This is a genomic window from Actinacidiphila sp. bgisy144, assembly GCF_057708105.1.
In genome coordinates, this window is sequence record NZ_JBYIRM010000004.1 from 56549 (window position 1) to 70751 (window position 14203).

Annotated in this window: 12 protein-coding genes; 4 read left to right on the forward strand and 8 right to left on the reverse strand. The window is 74.6% G+C overall.

The window, feature by feature from the left end:
* Positions 1-103: 103 nt before the first annotated feature.
* Positions 104-1633, reverse strand: coding sequence for an FAD-dependent monooxygenase (locus tag AC3EVP_RS05995; protein ID WP_435126895.1), 1530 nt, complete (start codon positions 1631-1633; stop codon positions 104-106).
* Positions 1634-2235: 602 nt separating this feature from the next.
* On the opposite strand from AC3EVP_RS05995, the gene AC3EVP_RS06000 reads away from it, so the two are divergent.
* Both AC3EVP_RS06000 and AC3EVP_RS06005 read left to right on the forward strand, forming a co-directional pair.
* The gene (locus AC3EVP_RS06000; RefSeq protein ID WP_435126897.1) at positions 2236-3027 is read left to right on the forward strand and encodes an OvmZ protein; all 792 of its coding nucleotides are present in this window, start codon (positions 2236-2238) and stop codon (positions 3025-3027) included.
* The gene (locus AC3EVP_RS06005) at positions 3017-3250 is read left to right on the forward strand and encodes a MerR family transcriptional regulator (RefSeq protein WP_435126899.1); all 234 of its coding nucleotides are present in this window, start codon (positions 3017-3019) and stop codon (positions 3248-3250) included. Before AC3EVP_RS06000 ends, AC3EVP_RS06005 begins: the two co-directional genes overlap by 11 nt.
* A gap of 205 nt (positions 3251-3455) precedes the next feature.
* On the opposite strand, the gene AC3EVP_RS06010 is transcribed toward AC3EVP_RS06005, so the two are convergent.
* Positions 3456-4406, reverse strand: a complete 951-nt coding sequence (locus AC3EVP_RS06010; RefSeq protein ID WP_335972510.1) for an NADP-dependent oxidoreductase — start codon at positions 4404-4406, stop codon at positions 3456-3458.
* 300 nt (positions 4407-4706) lie between these two features.
* Between AC3EVP_RS06010 and AC3EVP_RS06015 the strand changes: the two genes are divergently transcribed.
* Together AC3EVP_RS06015 and AC3EVP_RS06020 are read left to right on the forward strand one after the other, a co-directional pair.
* The gene (locus AC3EVP_RS06015; protein ID WP_335972508.1) at positions 4707-5813 is read left to right on the forward strand and encodes an FAD-dependent oxidoreductase; all 1107 of its coding nucleotides are present in this window, start codon (positions 4707-4709) and stop codon (positions 5811-5813) included.
* A 140-nt stretch (positions 5814-5953) separates the two neighbouring features.
* Positions 5954-6754 (forward strand): SDR family NAD(P)-dependent oxidoreductase, encoded by an 801-nt coding sequence (locus AC3EVP_RS06020; protein WP_335972506.1) that lies wholly within the window; start codon positions 5954-5956, stop codon positions 6752-6754.
* Between the two features lie 87 nt (positions 6755-6841).
* Here the strand turns inward: AC3EVP_RS06020 and AC3EVP_RS06025 are convergent, their stop codons facing one another.
* The 6 genes from AC3EVP_RS06025 to AC3EVP_RS06050 all read right to left on the reverse strand — a co-directional run bounded on the left by AC3EVP_RS06025 (position 6842) and on the right by AC3EVP_RS06050 (position 14132).
* On the reverse strand, positions 6842-8383 hold the full coding sequence (locus tag AC3EVP_RS06025) for an FAD-dependent monooxygenase (RefSeq protein ID WP_435126902.1): 1542 nt from the start codon (positions 8381-8383) through the stop codon (positions 6842-6844).
* A 243-nt stretch (positions 8384-8626) separates the two neighbouring features.
* Positions 8627-10093, reverse strand: coding sequence for a sulfatase family protein (locus tag AC3EVP_RS06030; protein WP_435126904.1), 1467 nt, complete (start codon positions 10091-10093; stop codon positions 8627-8629).
* On the reverse strand, positions 10090-11082 hold the full coding sequence (locus tag AC3EVP_RS06035) for an aliphatic sulfonate ABC transporter substrate-binding protein (RefSeq protein WP_435126907.1): 993 nt from the start codon (positions 11080-11082) through the stop codon (positions 10090-10092). The genes AC3EVP_RS06030 and AC3EVP_RS06035 overlap by 4 nt, the downstream gene beginning before the upstream one ends.
* Positions 11083-11182: 100 nt before the next feature.
* Complete coding sequence (locus AC3EVP_RS06040) at positions 11183-11995, reverse strand: ABC transporter ATP-binding protein (protein WP_435126909.1); 813 nt, start codon at positions 11993-11995, stop codon at positions 11183-11185.
* Positions 11992-12837 (reverse strand): ABC transporter permease, encoded by an 846-nt coding sequence (locus AC3EVP_RS06045; RefSeq protein WP_435127375.1) that lies wholly within the window; start codon positions 12835-12837, stop codon positions 11992-11994. The genes AC3EVP_RS06040 and AC3EVP_RS06045 overlap by 4 nt, the downstream gene beginning before the upstream one ends.
* 35 nt (positions 12838-12872) lie before the next feature.
* On the reverse strand, positions 12873-14132 hold the full coding sequence (locus AC3EVP_RS06050) for an ROK family protein (RefSeq protein WP_435126911.1): 1260 nt from the start codon (positions 14130-14132) through the stop codon (positions 12873-12875).
* Positions 14133-14203: the final 71 nt, after the last annotated feature.

Here is a 14203-nt window from a genome sequence, read left to right on the forward strand (position 1 = left end):
TGGTGACAAGAGAGCGGGGCACGCCGTCGGGCCCTGGGGTACAGCAGTGCGGGGATGTGAGCAGGTGCGGGGTGTACGGGGGTGCTCCGGGGGAGCTCGGCGGTCAGGCCGCGGCGGCCGGCGCGGGGCGGCGGGCCGGGCCGAACCAGCGGGCCAGGCTCTCCTCGACGCCCAGGCCGCTGCCCGGAGAGGTCCACGCGACGTGGCCGTCCGGGCGGACCAGGACGGCTCCGGTGCCGGCCGGCACCCCGCCCCCGCCGGTACGGTGCGCGCCGCCGCTGCCGGCCGCGTCGTCCGCCGGTTGCGGGGCGCCGGTGACGACGGTCAGCCGGTCGCTCCAGGCCGCGGCCCGGCGGCGCAGCCCGGCGTCGTCGGCGAGGTCCAGCAGCAGGCCCCGGCCGGTGCGCAGCAGCGCGGTGGTGTCCACGGGCCCGGCGGCGGTCGCCAGCCGCGCTTGAGGAAGCCGCCGCCCGAGCAGCGGGTGGGTGCCGGGCCCGACGTCGTAGCGGATGTCGAGGCCGCTGACCATCCCCGCCAGGTGGCGGCCCACCGCGTCGTGGACCACCAGCCCGGCGAGCACGTCCCGCAGCGGCTGCACCTCGGCGCCGCTGAGGTAGAGCAGGCCCTGCGCCCGGGTGTTGACCAGCAACCGCCGCCCGACCGCGTGCCGTTCGTCGTGATAGGTGTCCAGCAGGCTTTCCGGCGCGTCGCCGCGCACCACCGCGCCCAGCTTCCAGCCGAGGTTGACGGCGTCCTGCACGCCGGTGTTCATGCCCTGGCCGCCCGCGGGCAGGTGGATGTGCGCCGCGTCGCCCGCCAGCAGCACCCGCCCGCGCCGGTACTGCGTCGCCTGCCGCGCCGCGTCGCCGAACGCGCTGATCCACAGCGGGGTGGCCGCGCTGATGTCCTGGCCGGTCAACCGCTGCCAGGCGGCGGCCACTTCGCCGTACGCCAGGCCCTGCGGCCGGCGGCGCGGCCGGGCGCCGCGCTCGCAGACGATGATGCGGTGCGCGCCCGCGCCGATCGGCACCGACATCGCCATGCCGCCCGGCAGCGCCTCGCCGATCGGGCGCGGCGCGATCGCGCAGTCCGCGATGTCGGCGAGGAACATCTCCATGGTGGACTCGGTGCCCTCGAAGGCGAATCCGCCGAGCTTGCGCACGGTGCTGCGGCCGCCGTCGCACCCGACCAGCCACGACGCGCGCAGCGTACGGCGGCCGGCGGGCCCGTCCACGGTGACGGTGACCTCCTCGCCGTCGGCGGCGAGCCCCACCACCTCGGTGCCGCGCAGCACGCGGACGCCCAACTCCTCGATCCAGCCGCCGAGTACGGCCTCGGTGCGGTGCTGCGGCACGCCCCGCACGCTGAAGTGCGCGCCGTCGAGCACGCCGAAGTCCACCGGTACGCCGCCGAAGTGGCCCAGCGGGCTGGTGTCCAGCGGTCCGTACCGCGGCAGCAGGCCGCGCTGGTCCAGGACCTCCATGGTGCGCGGGGTGAAGCCGAGCCCGCGGGACTCGCCGCTGGGCTCGGCGAGCCGGTCCAGCAGCAGGACGTCGGCGCCGGCCAGCCGCAGTTCGCCCGCGGTCATCAGCCCGGTGGGGCCGGCGCCGACCACGATCACGGCAGCGTCCATGAGGGTGCCTCCTCTCATTGGTTCCACACGGTGGGACGGGGGAGCGGCGATGCCACGGATGGCGCCGGTGCCGCGGATGCCACAGCTGCCATGGGCGTCATGGGCGTCATGGGCCGCGGCAGGGGCGGAGAAGGGGAGGGAGAGGGAACGACGGGGCGCCTGGAACACCATCGGTCAGGGCCCGGGTCCCGGGAGGGGGAACGGCATGTCGGTGCGGGACCGCCAGGGGTCTCCCGCACGTGCCGGTAACGCGGCGCGAAGTGGGCACAGCTGCGCCGTGAAATGAGTGTGACAGCCCGCTTCGGACGCTGTCAATAGCAGATCTGAATCGCGATCAGGGGCCTCGGGAAACCTGCTGCGGCGTGATCGCGGCGCGCTTCCGCCGCCCCGCCGCCGGGCGTCCTCACATGTGCTTCACGCCCACGTAATTGGGCGCAACATTTGCGCCCGGAGATCGCCCGGCACCGGGCTCTGCTTTCCTTGACGCCGTGCCTCGGCGCTGCTTACTGTGCTGCCGACCCAGCTGCGAACGGCCATTCGATCCCATCTCTGCGACCGGACAGAATTCGGATGGACCGGCCGCCGACGGAAAGGGTGTCACCATGCGCCGGCCCCTACGCGTCCCCGAGGCCCACGCACCGCTTCTTCGAACCGTCCAGGCCGGCGACCGAGGCGCCGCCGGCCGTGCCACCGCCGAGTGCGCGCGCTGCCGTCGCGGGGTCGGCAGCGCCGGACACGGCTCGCCGTCCCGGCCCGCGCTGTGCGGGCCGTGCGTGGAGCGGCTGCGCGCCGACCTGTGCCATGTGCTCACCCTGCACGAGGAGACCGAGCGCGCCCTCGTCCGCACCCCGGCGTCACTGCGCCAACGCGTCAGCGGCAGCCGGTCGTTCGGGATCGTCCTGGACGACGACGCGGTGGCGGTGCGCTCGGCGATCCGCGCCCTGCTGCTGTCCTGGACCCGCCTGGTCGCCGACGAACGAGGGGTGCCCGCCGTCACGGACACCGAGGTCAGAGGGCTGCTGCGGTACCTGGTGGTCCATCTGGAGTGGCTGGCGGGCCATCCGGCCGGGCCCGACTTCGCCGACGAGGTGGCCGAGTTGCTGGCCTCGGCCGGGCGGGGTGCGGCCGCGGAGCAGGCGGCGCCGCTCGGCCCCTGCCCGCAGCCCGGCTGCGGTGGGACGCTGCGGGCGCCCGCCGCGGCCACCGCGCCCGCCGCGGGCCAGGCGCCCGTCGCCCGGCAGGTGCGCTGCGAGTATGGCCACGGGGTGCCGCCCCGCCAGTGGTTCCTGCTCGCCGAGCGCAGCCGGCGCGGCGCGGACGGACGGCGCCCCGCGCCGGCCGGCGCCGGCCGGCCGGGGTCCGCGGGGGCGGGGGTGCCGGCCGGTGAGCGGTGACCGGCGCCCGGCGCGCACCGTGCCCACCGAACTCGCCGCACTCGCCATGGGCGTGTCCCCGGCGACCATCAGGAAATGGGCGAGCCGCGGGAAGATCACCCGCTACGGAAGCCCGCAGCGCGCCGAATACGACCTCGACGAACTCTTCGAAATGGCCGCGTCGGGAAATCAGGAGATCCCGCAGGAATGTCCGGGAGAAGCCTCCTGCGGGGCGTCGGGATGAGCATGCGAAAGGAGGTCCGAACATGACGGAATTCGACGGCGGGCAGGAATTCCGGGCGCGCCGGAAGATCCGGCGGCCCGCGGCGGAATACGCGGCCGCGCCCGCCCGCGCGGCACCCCGCAAACCGCCGGGGCCGACCCCCCGGAAACCGCCGGAGCCGGCGGTCTCGAAAAGGCCCGGGAGGCGATTGCGTTCCGCCCGGCGGCTATGGCGCGGCCACCCCGGGCGGGCCCGCGGGCGGCGGCATTTCCAGCACCACCTTCCCCAGCGTGTGGCCGCCCTCCACCGCGCGCACCGCCTCCGCCGCCCGCGCGAACGGCACCACCCGCGTCACCATCGGGTCGAGCACGCCGGTGCGCACCAACTCCACGACGGCGCCCAGCAGTCGGGGGTCGCGCACCGGGCCCACCGGCGCGCCGCCCAGGGCGCCGACCGCCGCCCGGTCCGCGCCGCTGACCAGCCGCTCCCGGTCCGCGAGCAGCCCGGCCGCCTCATGGAGCACCTGACCGCCGACCAGGTCCAGCACCCCGTCGATCCCCGCGGGCGCCGCCGCCCGCACCCGCGCGGCGAGCCCCGGGCCGGAGGCGACGTGCACCACTCCCAGCGCCTCGACCGCCGCCCGCTTGCCTTCGGCGGCCGAGCCCACCACCGACAGCCCGAGGTGCCGCGCGACCTGCGCGGCGGCCACCCCGACCCCGCCCCCGACCCCGGTGATCAGCAGCGTCGCCCCCCGCGGCAGCGCCAGCCGGCGCACCGCGCCGTAGCCGGTCGCCGCCGCGATCGGCAGCACCGCGGCGTCGGTCCAGGACACCTCCGCGGGCTTGCGCACCGCCGCGTCGGCCGCCAGCAGGGTGTACTGGGCGTACCCGCCGGTCGACGGCCCGCCCAGGACCGCGTCGCCGACCGCGAAACCGGTCACGCCCGGCCCGAGGGCGGCGACCTCGCCCGCCGCCTCCCCGCCCATCACGGCCGGCAGCAGCACCTCGGGCGCACCGGCCGGCCGGCGGCCCGAACGGCGCTTCCAGTCCACCGGGTTGACCCCGGCCGCGCGCACCGCGAGCAGCAACTGCCCCGGCCCCGGCGCCGGTATCGGCAGATCGGCGAAGTGCTCGGCCTCCGGGCCGCCGAAGTAGCTGTGGACATAAGCCTTCTGCACGTGTTTCCCCGGTGTTCTCAAGCGGTTCCGCTCGGGCGGAATCCGGTGGGCGGACTTCGGGAGCAGGGCGTTTCGGCGGGCGGATCGGCGCGGGCTTGCGCACCGGTCCGGCCCACTCCGCGAAAATGCCATGCAGATTGCACTTTACCTAAGGCGCTGGCTAGGCTCGACCCGAGTCCGACGGATCGTCTGTTTTCCGTCGGTGGTTCGGCATTCGGCCCGCACCGCGCGCCTGCACCGCCCCTCGGGCGCACCGGCGCACCCCCTGGCGGAGCGCGGCACAGACAAGGAGCACATCGCATGGGAAACACGGTTGTCGTCGTCGGCGGCGGATACGGCGGGGCGGCATTGGCCAACCTGCTCGACGCGGACTTCGACGTGGTGCTGGTCGACCCCAAGGACGCCTTCGTCCACACCGTGGCCGCGTTGCGCGGCCTGGTGGACGAGGACTGGTCGCAGCGCATCTACTTCGGCTTCGACGGGCTGCTGCGCCGCGGCCGGCACGTACGCGACCGCGCCGTCGAGGTCGACGAGCGCGGCGTCACCACCGCCGGCGGCCTGCGCCTGGACGCGGACTACGTGGTGCTCGCCACCGGCTCCGCCTACCCCTACCCCGCCAAGCAGGAGGCCGACGACGCCGCGGCCGCCCGCGAGCGGCACGCCGCGACCCGGGCCGCGCTGGCCGCCGCCGAGCGGGTCCTGCTGCTGGGCGCCGGCCCGGTCGGGCTGGAGCTCGCCGGGGAGATCACCGACCGCTGGCCGCGGCTGCGCGTGGTGCTCGTCGACCCCGCCGACGACGTGCTCGGCGGCCGCTACCTGCCCGAGCTGCGCGCCACCCTGCGCGAGCAACTGGCCGCGCGCGGCGTGGAGTTCGTCCTCGGCAGCGCGCTGGCCGCCGAACCCGAGGTGCCGTCCGGCGTCCGCGAGCCGTTCACCGTCCACACCGCCGCGGGCGTCGCCGTCGAGGCCGACCTGTGGTTCCGCTGCTACGGCGTCTCCCCGCTCAGCGACATGCTCGGCGGGAGCCTGGCCGCCGCGCGCCGCGACGACGGCTTCGTGGAGGTCGACGCGCACCTGCGGGTGGCCGGCGCCGCGAACGTCTTCGCGATCGGCGACGTCACCGCGGTGCCGGAGCCCAAGCGGTCCAAGGCCGCCTCCGAGCACGCGGCCGTCGTCGCCGCCAACATCACCGCGCTGGCGGCCGGGCGGCCGCCGCAGCGCGCGTACGAGCCGGGCGGCGACGCCGTGCTGGTGCCGCTGGGCGCCACCGGCGGCGCCTCCCAGGTACCCGGCCCCGACGGCCCCTTGGTGCTCGGCCCGGAGGAGACCGTCCGCTACAAGGGCGGCGACCTGCTCGTCGGCCGCTACGCGGAGCTGTTCGGGGTGTCGGCGCCCGTCGCCGGCTGAGCCGTACGGGCGCCGGCTGAGCCGGACCGCGGGACCGAGCAGCCCCACCGTCAGAAGCACGCACCTACCGAGGCGTTGAGATTCCGACCGGGGGCCGCCGGCCGCCCGGGCTCGCACGCGACATGAGAGGTGGTCCACCCATGGGCAACGAAGCGCGGTCCCTGGCCGGGAAGGTCGCCGTGGTCACCGGCGGCGCGGGCGGCATCGGCGCCGCCACCGTGGAGGCGCTGGCCGCGGCGGGCGCCGACGTGGTGCTCGCCGACGTCGAGGAGGAGGCCGTGGCGAAGGCCGCCGCGGAACTGGCCGCCAAGGGCCTGTCCGTGGTCGGCCGCGCCGTGGACGTCGCCGCCGAGGACAGCGTCCGCGACCTGGTGGACTTCACCGTGGACACCTTCGGCGGCATCGACGTGCTGGACAACAACGCCGCCCTGACCTCGGCGATCCGCGCCGACCGCGACGTGGTGACGATGCCGGTCGAGCTGTGGGACCAGGTGATGGCGGTCAACCTGCGCGGGCCGATGCTGCTGTGCAAGCACACGGTCCCGGTGATGATCCGGCGCGGCGGCGGCTCGATCGTCAACATCACCAGCGGGCAGGGGCTGTCGGGCGACCGGGTGATGGTCGCCTACGGCAGCTCCAAGGGCGGGCTGGTCGCCCTGACCCGGTTCGTGGCCGCCGCGTACGGCGCGCACGGCGTGCGGTGCAACGCCGTCGCGCCCGGGCTGATCCGCACCCCGGCGCTGGAGGCCGACATGCCGCTGCCGGTCCAGGAGATGTTCCAGAGCGCCAACCTCATCCCGCGGCTGGGCACCCCGCAGGACGTCGCCGAGCTGGTGGCCTACCTCGCCTCCCCGGCGGCGTCCTTCATCACCGGCCAGGTGCTGCCCGTCGACGGCGGCTTCCTCGCGCACCTGCCGACGCTCTCCCCGCTGCCGCACTGAGGCCGCACGAAGGCCCGGGCCCGCCCTCCAGCGGCGGACCCGGGCCTTCGCCTTGCTGCCGCACGTCCCCCGCGCGGCCCGGGACCCTCACCCCACCCAGGGTGAGATCCCCGCCTCGATCGCGCCCGGGCCGGCCGGCCCCGCCCACGCGAAGTAGCCGTCCGGCCGCACCAGGGCTGCCTCGCCCGGCGCGAGGTCGCCGCCGGCCGACCGCGCCACCACCAGCCGGTCCTTGCGGCGGGCGGCCCCCGGCAGTTCCCCGCCGTCGGAACCGGCCGCGTCCGCCGCCGGGAGCACCAGCACGAACCGCCCCCCGCGCAGGACTTCGTACAGCCGTCCCCGCTCCAGCGCCAGGTCCGGGGCGCGCCGGCCCACCAGGCGGTGCGCGCCGCGCGGCGCCGGGTAGGCGTAGCCGACCCCGGTGATCTCGCCGACCGCCTGCCGCGTCACCGGCCGCACATGGGTGACGACCAGCTTCCGCACGGTGCGCAGCGCCACCTCGAACGGGTTGTGCGCCATCGCCAGCCGCAGGTTCAGCCCGCTGGTGCGCAGCACCGCCCGGCCGACCGGGTGCCGCTCGTCGTGGTAGCTGTCCAGCAGCGCGTCGCCGGCCCAGCCGCCGAGCACCGCCGCCAGCTTCCAGCCGAGGTTGGCGGCGTCCTGGAGACCGGTGTTCATGCCCTGCCCGCCGGCCGGCGAGTGCTGGTGCGCGGCGTCCCCGGCGAGCAGCACCCGGCCGACCCGGTAGCGCGGCACCTGCCGCTCGTCGCTGTGGAACCGGGACAGCCAGCGCGGGTCGTGCATGCCGAAGTCGCTGCCGAAGGCCCGCTCGATGATCGACCGCAGCTCCTCGAACTCCAGCGGCGCGTCCTCCGGCGCCCCGCGGCCGGACCGCTCCCAGCCGCCCACCCGCCACCAGCCGTCGCCGAAGGGCGCGATGAAGCCGAACGCGTCCCCCGTGCCGTGCACGCGCACCACCAGCTCGGGCCGCTCGGTGAACTTCACGTCCGCCAGCGCCACCGAGCGGATCACGACCTTCCCCGGGAACGGCAGCCCCAGCGCCTCGCGCACCGCGCTGCGCACCCCGTCCGCCCCCACCAGGTACGACGCCCGCACGGTGCGCACCTCGCCCGCCCCGCCGGCGGCCTCGCGGACCGAGACGGTCACCCCGTCGGCGTCCTGCGCCAGGCCGGTGACCTCGGCGCCGTAGCGGATCACCGCGCCGTGCTCCAGCGCCCGGCGCAGCAGCAGCTTCTCCACCTCGTACTGCGGGGTGACCAGCAGGAAGGGGTAGCGGGAGGCCAGCGTGCCGAGGTCGAAGGGGATCGCGCCGAACAGCCGCAGCTCCCGGATGACCTGTCCGGTGGGCACCAGCTCGTCGGTCAGGCCGCGCGCGTCGAGGAGTTCGAGGGTGCGGGCGTGCACCCCGAAGGCGCGGGTGAGGTTGCTGACGCCCTCCGGGCGCCGTTCGAGGACCTCCACCGGCACCCCCGCCGCCGCGAGGTCGCCGGCCAGCAGCAGCCCGGTCGGCCCGGCGCCGGCCACCACCACCGGGAAGGGCGCCGGGTGCGGGGACTTCGGGGCGGTGGGCACGCCGTCGCCGGAGCGCGGCGGATCTTCCTGGGACATGCGCGTCTCGCTTCCTGGGGAATCCCGGAGCAGGGCTCGACGGGGGACGGCGGGAGCCGGGAACCATCCTGCTCCGCGTCTGTGAACCCTGTGCTGCGGCGGCATGTCGGCACCCGCGCGCCCGCCGTGCCCGCCCGCGCGCGTGCCCGCCGCGCCCGGGAACGCGTACGCCGCCACGACGGTGCCGTGGCGGCGTACCCGGACGAGCGGCGGTGCGCCCGCTGCGGAAAGGTCCCTACGGCGCTACGCGGTGGTCTCCGGTTCGAAGGCGCTCAGGGTCGGGTCGTAGTCGGACGTACCGATGTCGTACATCGGGGTCATCCAGTGGTAGAAGTTGTCGCCGCGCTCGCGCAGCAGACCGTACAGCCGGCGCATCAGGCGGCGCCGGACATCGGCGAGTTCGGGGTGCGGGTAGCGGTTGGCCAGCTCGTGCGGGTCGGCCGCCAGGTCGTACAGCTCGTTGACCGACTCGGGGTTGACCACGAGCTTGTAGCGGTCGTCGCGGATCATCCGCTGCGGGTAGGGGAAGTGGTGGCCGTGGAACTCCGCCAGCAACTCCTGCCGCCACGGCGGCGCTTCGCCCCGCACCAGCGGCAGCAGGCTGCGACTGTCCACCGCGGGCGACGGATCGCAGCCCGCCAGCTCCAGGATGGTCGCGGTGCAGTCGGTGAGCGTCGCGAACTCCTGCCGCACCTGCGGAGGCCCGCCCGGCACCCGGACGATCCCCGGGATGCGGTAGATGTCCTCGTACATCGCCGGGCCCTTGTCGTGCAGCCGGTGCGCGCCGGTGAACTCGCCGTGGTCCGCGGTGAACAGCACCGAGGTGTCGTCGGCCAGGCCCAACTCCTCGATCCGGGTGAGGATACGGCCGATCTGCTCGTCGATGAGCGTCACATAGCCCCAGTACACCGCGATGAGCTTGCGGGTCACCTCGATGGGCATCGTGTCGAACGTCCAGTGCGCGCTGTAGTTGCGCTGCACCGGCGGCTTGCCCTCGAACGTCTCGGCGATCGAGGGCGGCAGCTCCACCAGCTCCGGGTCGTACCGGTCGAAGTAGGCGTCCGGCAGCAGATAGGGCAGGTGCGGGCCGAAGAAGTGCGTGGCCTGGAAGAACGGCCGCCCGGTGGCCGCGTAGCGCTCCAACTGCTCGATGGTCCGGGTGGCGAGGTAGTACTCGAAGGTGGCCTCCACCGGCTGGTGCAGCCGCGCCGCCAGCAGGTTGCCGGGGTTGCCGTTGGGCATGGTGCCGCGCACCAGGTCCGAGATCCGGTACGGCGGCAGGTCGCGCTCGGCGAGGTAGGCCAGGTAGTCCGGGTGGTCGACCGGGTTGTGCCAGCCGGCCAGGTCCGGGCCCTCGAAGCCGTACGACGCGGCGTTGCGCTCGGTGCCGCCGTGCCACTTGCCGACCAGGCCCAGCTGGTAGCCGCGCTCGGCCAGCGCCGCGGGGAAGGTGAAGACGTCCTCGCGCAGGTCCTCCAGGTAGCCGACGTTGCGCTCGTGGTTGGCGAGCAGCCGGTGCCGGAAGGGCGCCTGGCCGGTGAGCAGGCTCGCCCGGGCCGGGGTGCAGATCGCGGTGGGGGTGTAGAAGCGGTCGAAGCGGGTGCCGCCGGCCGCCAGCCGGTCCAGGTGCGGGGTGGCCACGTGCGGGTTGCCGTACGCGCCCAGGGTGTCCACCCGGTGCTGGTCGGTCATCAGGAACAGGATGTTCACTTGCCGGACGCCTTCGTGAACGCGGCACCGTCGTAGTACGACGACGGGTCCGGGGCCTTCTTCAGCTGGCCGGTGCTCACGAAGAAGTCGGCCAGGCCGTTCAGCCACTTGTCCACGGTGCCGTCCTTCGTCTTCGCCACCAGCTGCGCGGTGGTGAGCAGTTCGACGTTGGCCGCGTCCGCGCGGGTCTGCGCCTCGGTGACCTGGAGCATCTTCGCGGACAGCTTGATCGCCTCGTCCTTGTGGGCGGACCGCCAGTCGTTCGCCTCCTGGAGCACCTTGACCACCTTCGCGGTACGGGCGGCGTCCGCCTTCGGGCCGGAGACGAAGGCGGTGGGGAAGGCGTGGTCGGGGAAGTCCCGGTCGGCGGCCAGCTCCACCAGCTTCGGCTTGCGCTTCTTGATCGTGTCGATCAGCGGGTAGTAGAAGCCCGCGCCGTCGATCTGCCCGGAGGAGAACGCCGACACGATGGTGGCCGGGTCCATCGCCACCTTCTTGACGTCGGAGATCTTCATCCCGGCCTTCGCCAGCGCCAGATCGAGGATCATCTCGCCCGAGGTGCCCTCGGTCACCGCGACCTTCTTGCCCCTCAGCTGCTCGATCGAGGTGATGCCGGGCTGCGCGATGACCCGGTCGGCGTAGGTGAGCGTGTCGATGGCGATCAGCTTCGCCTTGCCGCTGGCGGGCAGCCACAGCGCGCCCGGGCCGATGTAGCCGTAGTCGAGGTCGCCGGAGCCCAGCGCCTGGATCTGGATCGGGCCGTTGGTGAAGACCTTCACGTCGGCGCTGAGGCCGTGCTTCTTCCACAGGCCCTGGTCGTCGGCTATCGCCAGCAGGCTGGAGCCGTTGAAGTCGCCGATGTAGCCGAAGCGGACCTTGGAGCCGCCACCGGAACCGCCCGAACTGCTGGAAGAGCAGGCGGCAGCGGTGAGTGACAGAGCGGATGCGGACAGTGCGGTGACGAAGCCGCGCCGGCTCAACGGGGCCATGGCGGGGGTCCTTTCGGGAAAGTGGTACGGGAAACGGGGTACGGGGTTACGGGTACGGCGTGCGGTGCGCGGTGTGCGGAAAAGGAAGCGGGGGTCCGGCTCAGGCGGCCGGGGCGTCCGGTGCGGGATGCGCCGCCGGGGGCGGGTCGGCCGGACCCTGGTGGTACACCGACTGCCAGACCTGGTTGCGCAGCGCGGCGAACTCGGGGGAGAGCCGGATCTCCTCCGTGCGGGGATAGGGCAGGTCCACCTCGACCACCGTGTGCACCCGTCCGGGCTTCGCCGCCATCACCACCACCCGCTGGGCGAGGTAGACGGCCTCCTCCACGTCATGGGTGACGAACATGACGGTGCGCCGCTCCTTGCTCCAGGTCTCCAGCAGCTGGTCCTGGAGCTGCACCCGGGTCAGCGCGTCCAGCGCCCCGAACGGCTCGTCCATCAGCAGCACCTCGGGGTCCACCGCGTACGCCCGGGCGATCGCGCAGCGCTGCTTCATGCCGCCCGACAGCGTCTTCGGCAGCGCGTCCGCGAAGTCCGTCAGCCCGACCAGCTCGATCGCGTGGTCCGCCCGCGCCCGGCGCTCCCGGGCCGGCATCGAGGACAGCTTCAGCCCGAACTCCACGTTGCGGCGCACCGTCAGCCACGGGAAGAGCGCGTACTGCTGGAAGATCACCCCGCGGTCGGGGCCCGGCCCGGTGACCGGCCGGCCGTCCACGGACACCTCGCCCGACGTCGGCTCGACCAGCCCGGCGGCCATCCCCAGCAACGTGCTCTTGCCGCAGCCGGACGGCCCCACCACCGTGACGAACTCCCGCTCGCCGATGTCCAGCGACACCCCGCCCAGCGCGGTGAAGGTGCCGCCCTTGACCGGGTACGTCCTGACGGCGTCCCGGAAGGAGATCTTGGGTGTCATCGTCGCTCCTGCCAACCGGTGAGACGGCGCTCGGCGAGCAGCAGCAGCCGGTCCATGACCAGGCCCAGCACGCCGATGGTGATCAGTCCCACGAAGATCGTGTCGAGGTCGTAGTAGGTCTCGGCGTGCTGCATCCGGAAGCCCAGGCCCTCCTGCGCGGCGATCAGCTCCGCGGCCACCAGGGTCGACCAGGCCGCGCCCAGCCCGATCCGCATGCCGACCAGGATGAACGGCGCCGACGCCGGGATGACCACCTTCAGGAAGATGGTCCGGTCGCGCGCGCCCAGCACCCGGGCGGCGTCGATGAGGGTGCGGTCCACGTCCAGCACGCCCTGGAAGGTCGCCACCACGCTGGACAGGAACGCCGCCAGGAAGATCACGAAGATCTTCGGGGTCTCGCCGATGCCCATGAGCACCACGGCCAGCGGGATCAGCGCCAGCGGCGGCACCGTGCGGAAGAACTGCACATAGGGCTCGAACAGCCCGCGCGCCACCGGGTACCAGCCCATCAGGAAGCCGATGACGACCGCCAGCACGGTGCCGAGCAGGAAGCCGGTCAGCACCCGCCGCAGACTCGCGGCGATGTCGCCCTCCAAGGTGCCGTCGCCCAGCAGCTGCCCGGCCCTGCGGGCGACCGCCACCGGGCCGGGCACGTCGTGCACGCCCCGCGCGGCCAGCAGCGCCCACACGCCCACCCCGACCGCCACCGCGACCACGTTGAGCAGCAGCCGCGGCGCGCCGCGCCGCCAGTCCACCGCCCGGCGCGGCCCGGCCGCGTCCTTCCCCGCCGTCGGCGCCCCCGTGGACAGCGCACTGTCCTGCTCGGTCGTCGCCAGGTCCATCGTCGCCTCGCTCCGTTCGTTGCCGCTCATCGGGCTCATCGGGTACCTCCGTGCGCGCCCGCCGCCCGGGCGACCGGGTGGCCGTGCAGTTGCGGCGAGTCCCGCAGCACCAGCGCGATGCCGCCGAGCGCCGCGCCCACCTCGCCGAGCGCCGCCGGGCGCAGGTCGATCCGGTCCCGGGCCACCGGCAGCAGCCCGGCGGCCAGCGCGTCCTCCACCGGGCCGGTCAACGCCTTTCCGGCGGCGGCGAGTTCACCGCCGACCACGATCACACCCGGGCCGATCGCGTTGCACACCGCGGCCAGCACCGTGCCGATCCGCCGCCCCACCTCGGCGAGCACGCCCACCGCGACTGCCTCGCCGTCACGCGCGGCCGCCGTCACCTCGGCGATGTCCCCGGCCCGGCCGCCCGCCGCCCGGTACGCCTCCAGCACCGCGCCCACCGACGCCACCGTCTCCAGGCAGCCGGTGCCGCCGCACTCGCACGCCGCCCCGTCCGGCACGACCGTGATGTGGCCGAACTCCCCGGACATCCCGTACGCGCCCCGGTGCGGCGCCCCGCCCACGATCAGCCCGCCCCCGACACCGTGCGACAGCCGCAGGTACAGCACGTCGCCCGCGCCCGCCGCCGCGCCCCACGTCGACTCCGCGAGCGCGGCCAGCCGGGTGTTGTTGTCCACGAAGACCGGTACGTCGAAGCGTCCGCCCACCAGGCGCGCGACGGCGTCCCACCCGTCCCCGGTGGTGCCGGCTCCGGCGGGGACGGCTGGTGCGGCGGGACCGGCGCCGGACAGGGCGTCGTCCGCCGCCGTGACCGGCGGGCCCACCACCGGGCCGACCACGCCCACGCCGATCGCGCTGAGCGCGTCCAGCCGCAGGGAGTCCCCGGCGAGGCCGCGGATGAGGTGCTCGGCGAGGTCGGCGCGCTCGGCCCAGCCCAGGTCCGGGCCGTGCGGGCGGGTGGCCGAACCGACCACCTCGTGGGCGACGTTGACGGCCGCGACGTGGACGGCGCGGCGGGCGAAGTCGATGCCGATGGCGAGCCCGGCGTCGGGGTTGAGGGCGAGCCGCTCGACCGGCCGGCCGCGCTTGCGGGGGCCGGCCTCGGGCGCGGCGGCCACCACGGCGCCGTTGCCGACCAGCGCGCCGACGATGTCGTACAGCGTGGTGCGGGACAGCCCGCAGCGCGCTCCCAGCTCGCCGCGGCTGAGCGGGCCGTGCGTGCGCAGCAGGTCCAGCACCAGTTGCTCGTGGCCCCGCCGCAACCGGGACAGGAGGCCGTCTTGTTGCTGCATGCCGACAGGATGCGGACCCGGGATTTTTTCGTCAATGCTCCGGAAAAAAGAACCGGACATTGCACAGGTGC